This is a genomic window from Mesorhizobium sp. WSM4829 (assembly GCF_055811475.1).
The window spans coordinates 3,681-8,604 of sequence record NZ_JBVVQJ010000075.1; the positions used below are offsets into that span (position 1 = coordinate 3,681).

The 4,924-nt window shown below is 60.5% G+C and carries 4 protein-coding genes; all 4 read left to right on the plus strand.

The genetic code is table 11. The features are described 5' to 3' along the window. The coding region (locus tag AC0L17_RS33740) for a hypothetical protein (protein ID WP_473518896.1) at positions 1–191 on the plus strand (191 nt) is incomplete at its 5' end. Between the two features lie 602 nt (positions 192–793). Beyond that, on the plus strand, positions 794–2,053 hold the full coding sequence (locus tag AC0L17_RS33745; protein ID WP_473518897.1) for a glycosyltransferase family 9 protein: 1,260 nt from the start codon (positions 794–796) through the stop codon (positions 2,051–2,053). A 421-nt stretch (positions 2,054–2,474) separates the two neighbouring features. Further along, on the plus strand, positions 2,475–3,470 hold the full coding sequence (locus tag AC0L17_RS33750; protein WP_473479460.1) for a cation:dicarboxylate symporter family transporter: 996 nt from the start codon (positions 2,475–2,477) through the stop codon (positions 3,468–3,470). Positions 3,471–3,784: 314 nt separating this feature from the next. After that, positions 3,785–4,501: a DsbA family protein gene (locus AC0L17_RS33755; RefSeq protein ID WP_473518898.1), complete on the plus strand. Its 717-nt coding sequence runs from the start codon at positions 3,785–3,787 to the stop codon at positions 4,499–4,501. Positions 4,502–4,924 lie beyond the last annotated feature (423 nt).

Consider the following 4,924-nt stretch of genomic DNA (forward strand, 5'->3'; position numbering starts at 1 on the left):
CCCCCCCCCCCCCCCCCCCCCCCCCCCCCGCCCCCCCCCCCGCCCCCCCCCCCCCCCGGCCGGCCGCCCCCCCCCCCCCCCCCCCCCCCCCCCCCCCCCCCCCCCCCCCCCCCTGCCGGGTACTTCCTGAGGTGCTCGATGCCGAGATGGTGCTGGGCGCTTCGAAAGTGAGCGCGCACCGGAGCGGCTAGCTACCGCTACGCTGTATTGTGGCCGCAACCTTTGGCAGCCATCCATCCATGGCGTGGATGGGCTTCATCGAAACAAACGATTTTCTCAACCTTCCGGAATCTCGCATTGACCTCAGCACCGGACACGCATCGACCGTCCCTGCCTCTGTCGCGTGAAAAGGAACCCGAAAGGGGAAAATCTTTGCATGAGCTCAGACGTGCGCTGGAAATTGTCCTGGGAATGAGTTGCAGCAGGCCGACGATTTCGAATTGTCCGACCTCTCTTTGTTAGCGGAGTCTTTCCCCTCTCAGAACCGTTGAACGGCCGGCGTCACCTAGGCCTAACTCATTCAGGCCAGTCCGCACCTGCCTCTTCCCGCAAAGAAATTCGACAGCCCATCTTTGCGCCCGTCATTGCCGTCGCTGGTCGGCAAAGCTTCCGGACTGACCGGGGCTGACGCCGGAACTCCTCTTTCACTCGCAGCCGCGAACACTGCAAACCACCAGTCGTCTCAGAGTCGTTTGCCGCGTTAAATTGTCAACGCGGATAAGACTGGAAGCAATCCAACCTACACAGACATAAGTAGGCAAGCAATATTGTACGTATAACCTTCGGAATGGCAATGGGATACTTTACAAAGCGCGACACCAATCAAATTATATACCGCAGCTGGGAGGAGTCGGAACAGTCAAGCGCCAAGATGAGAATTTTGGCGCTTAAGCTTGATCGTGTCGGGGACTTTTGGATGTCTCTAGCGCCCCTGATGGACCTGCGTCAGCGCTTTGCGCAAGCCCACATTACGCTGGTGGTCGGAAGCTGGAACATCGACACTGCAAAACAGTTCAACCTCGCCGACGATTACGTTGCTTTTGACTTCTTTCCTCGCAACCCGAAGGTCGATACCCGCAAGAAAGCGGCCGACATACGGCCGCTGCTGACCGGCGAGTTTGATCTTGCCATTGATATGCGTGTCCCGGATGAGACACGGCCCATTTTGCTCGAAGTCCCCGCCAGGCATCGTGCGGCGATAGTTGATCCTTACGGAATGCATCAGATCGATATTGCGATAGCGCCATTCGATCTGAAATTGCGCAGAACCATCTTCTACAAGCTGGCCCAAAAAATAGGGATCGCCGACAAATTCCCCCGCACATGGCTTGATTGGTTCGTTGACCGTAAGCAGGTACGTCTCCAGCATGTGTCGGAAATCCTCCTCTTTCTGGTCGCAAAGGCAGCGGCCTGTTTCGACGCAGAAAGTGAAGCGGGCCGCCGACAGAGTTCGACAGAAGGCAAGTCCCCGATCGTCGTGGCTCCGTTTTCGAATTCCAGCCTGCGCGATTGGCCGATCGAAAACTTTGGCAAACTTGTCGCTGCTCTTTCTACCCGTAGTGAGGTGATCCTCGTCGGCCGTGGCGAAAGCCGGGAAGCGCTTGAGGAGGTCGCGATGACAGCTCGCGACCGTGGGGCCGCGGAGATTCGAACGGCTGTCGACTTGTCAGAATTGGAATTCAATCATCTCATAAATTCGGCCGCGCTCGTGGTGTCGAACAATTCAGGTACTGGGCATGTCGCTGCCCAGCTTGGCCGCCCTACTGTCGGAATTTTCACCGCGTCACATCTACCGGAAATTTGGGGTTTCCGTGGTCCCCTGGTCAGCATGCTTATGAGCGTTATTGAATGTCGGGGATGTGGTCTGGACAAAGTGCGGCGCTGTCCGGTCAAAGTCCGCTGCAAGTTCGACATCACGCCCGATCTGGTGATTGCCGAGGTAGACGCCTTGATGAATTATTGTAAGGGGCGGGACAAACTTATTGTGGCTCGCGGGCGGTGCGGCCAGAACGACGATCGCGCGCGAAGAGGCAGCTCAGGGCCCATGCCGTAACCCGGCCGGTCGATTACTCCATCTGTGGAGCGCCAGACTGTACGGATCGCGGTAGCGATCCCCTGTCGACAGCGGTGTTTGATATCCGACAAGCTCAGCCGACTGGGCGATGGCTTGGACATAGCCATAGCCAGATGTCGACCATCTAGATCCCGATCGCAGCCACCAAGGCAAACAGGTTGCCTCGACGACCTTTCGGCCGCTGCCAGGCCGCATGTCCGCCGACGGTCTGCCCTTGTTTTTAAGAGGGCACGCGGCTGCGGCGAATGCGGCACTGCGTGAGAGGTCCTGCGCGTTATCGCGCCGCCGCTGCTTGGCACGGCACTTGCGCCCGAGATGGCAGCAGCGTTCGACCGGAGCGCCGCCAGTGAGAGGCCTTGAAGCAGGAAGAGCCCGACCCGATCCGGCAGGGAGAGAAACGGTGTTAGCTCCACAAGTCCACAGCGCGAACGCCGGGCCTCGTAAGCCCCATATTGCGCGGCTTTACGTTCAGGTGCTTGCCGCCGTCGCCCTTGGCGTCGCTGTTGGCTTTTTCTATCCGGCGACCGGAGAGGCTCTGAAGCCGCTCGGCGATGCTTTCATCAGGCTCGTGAAGATCATCATCGCGCCTGTCATCTTCCTGACAATTGCGACCGGCATCGGCGGCATGAACGATCTCAAGAAGGTCGGCCGGGTCGCCGGCAAGGCAATGATCTATTTCCTCACCTTCTCGAGCCTCGCATTGATTGTCGGTCTCATTGTCGCAAATGTCGTTCAGCCAGGTGCCGGCGTCAACATCGATCCAGCCTCGCTCGATGCTCAGGCCGTGAAGGGCTATGCCGCCAAGGTCCACGAGCAGTTCGTGACCGGCTTGCTGATGCCGTCAATCGTTGGTGCCTTCGCCGAAGGCGATATCCTGCAGGTCCTGTTCTTCTCGGTGCTGTTCGGCATCGCCCTGGCGATGGTCGGCGACACGGGCAAGCCTGTGCTTTCTTTGCTTCAGGCGCTCCTTGCGCCGGTGTTCAAGCTGGTCGGCATTCTGATGAGGGCCGCGCCCGTCGAAGGGTCGAGCGCCAGGCGTTCGGTCGTGAGCCTCGGCATCCCGGCCGGATATTCATTCAATCTGCACGGCACCAATATCTACATGACGCTGGCCCCCCTCTTCCTCGCCCAGGCGACGAACACGGATCTGTCGATCGGCTGTCGGATCCTGCTGCTGTTCGTCGCCTTGCTCTCTTCGAAGGGAACAACTCGCATTACCGGTGCGGGCCTCCTCACGTTGGCTGCGGCGCTCTTTGTCGTTCCGACCGCCCCAGCTGCCGGCGCGACGCTTATTCTTCGCGTCGACCACTTTGTGTCGGAGTGCCGTGTGCTGACCATTTTTCTCGGCAACGCAGTGGGAAGGCTCGTTGTCGCCAGGAGCAGGCGAGCCGGATGATGGACGATTGGCAAAGGCTCTCACGAGCGGGTGCTTCGGCGCTCGGGCGTTCGTTGAAGGGCAGATCGCCCGGCGTGATGACCGGTGGTCTCGGCTGGCAACTCGCGAACGCCGCTCAGCTATTGCAGTCAGCCCATTGGAGCGAAGCCGTCATAAAGCAACCGCCAGATGGCGCCGGCATCGACATTGTGAGCCTCCCCCACGACTGCCGATACTGCGGGAAGTGCCGGGCAAGCGATCCAAAGCGACGACCAACTTTCACGCCAAAAGGCCAGCCGTTGCTGCCCCGTTAACGGCTGATTGGAGCCCGACCCATGTCAAAGCAAAACGCCGTCCTTGTCGCCGTAATCGGTTTTTTAGTCCTCGCCCTGTCCGTGCTGGGAACGCTAAGGCGACAGCCAGATAGGTTGACGACCTGCAACGGCTCGGAGATGAACGCCTTGCTCGCGGCGGACTTGAGGATACTCATTCCGCAGCATCGCGACGCACTCCTCAACGACCTCGCCTCGCCAGTCGCCGGCAATCCGCAGGGCGACGTCCCCCTGGCCTCATTCCTCGACTACAACTGCCCGCTGTGCAAGGAAATGGACCTCATTCTCCAGCAAGCCCTCAAGCATGATCCCAATCTGAGGATTGTGCGTAAACAGCTCCCGGTCCTGGGACCTGCTTCCGAATTCGCCGCGCGTGCGGCGCTCGCCTCCCACAAACAGGGAAAATATGAGGCGTTTAATCGCGCCCTTTTTGCTTTTCCTGGCTTGGTGAACCAAAGAACCACCCTAGTCATTGCGGCACGTGTCGGCCTCGATGTTGAGCAGCTCAAGCGGGATATGGAAGGCCTAGCCATCACCGAAGCCATCGCACGCGATCGCGCGCTCGCGAATGAGCTGTACATCACCGGCACGCCGGCGTTGGTGGTCGGCGACGAAGTGATAGCCGGGGTGGTAGAGACGGCCGGGCTGCGAAGCTGCATCGCCGATGTGCGCGCAAACGCCAAGGTTCAGTCTTCCACAGCTGCAAAATGGGCATTTTGACCGCATCAACTGCTCTCGGGACCAGAGTCCTGAGCGCCCGCGCGCCTGAAGGCGCGCGCCGGGTGCTCGTGCACCGAGCCCGCTTTTCTTCGACAGGCTCAGGCGGTCTCGGCCATCCGGCTTCGCCCCCCTGACGCCGGCAGCCTGTCGGCTGCTGACGGTCGCCGGCCAGCGGGCCGGCGTCGATTTTGTGGTGGCCTTCCCCGGTGGCGCGCGGTGGGCGGCACTCCCTTCTAGGCCAGCCGCGGCATCCCGCAACCCTCCGCTTGCCGCTCCGGGTCCTCCTCTTCGTTCCGGTCCTTCGGATGCGGTCTGCCTTCTACGGCGGGCCTTTCCGGTCGCTTTCGCCGCCCACCCCGCTCACATGGGGACTTTGTCGTCAAGGCTGTCTTCGCATATCTACCTCAATGCGTTGTGATCCTA

Bases quoted from the DNA above. Each gene is read 5' to 3' on its own strand.
- AC0L17_RS33745 (WP_473518897.1), top strand. From the start codon at position 794: ATGGGATACTTTACAAAGCGCGACACCAATCAAATTATATACCGCAGC.
- AC0L17_RS33755 (WP_473518898.1), top strand. From the start codon at position 3,785: ATGTCAAAGCAAAACGCCGTCCTTGTCGCCGTAATCGGTTTTTTAGTC.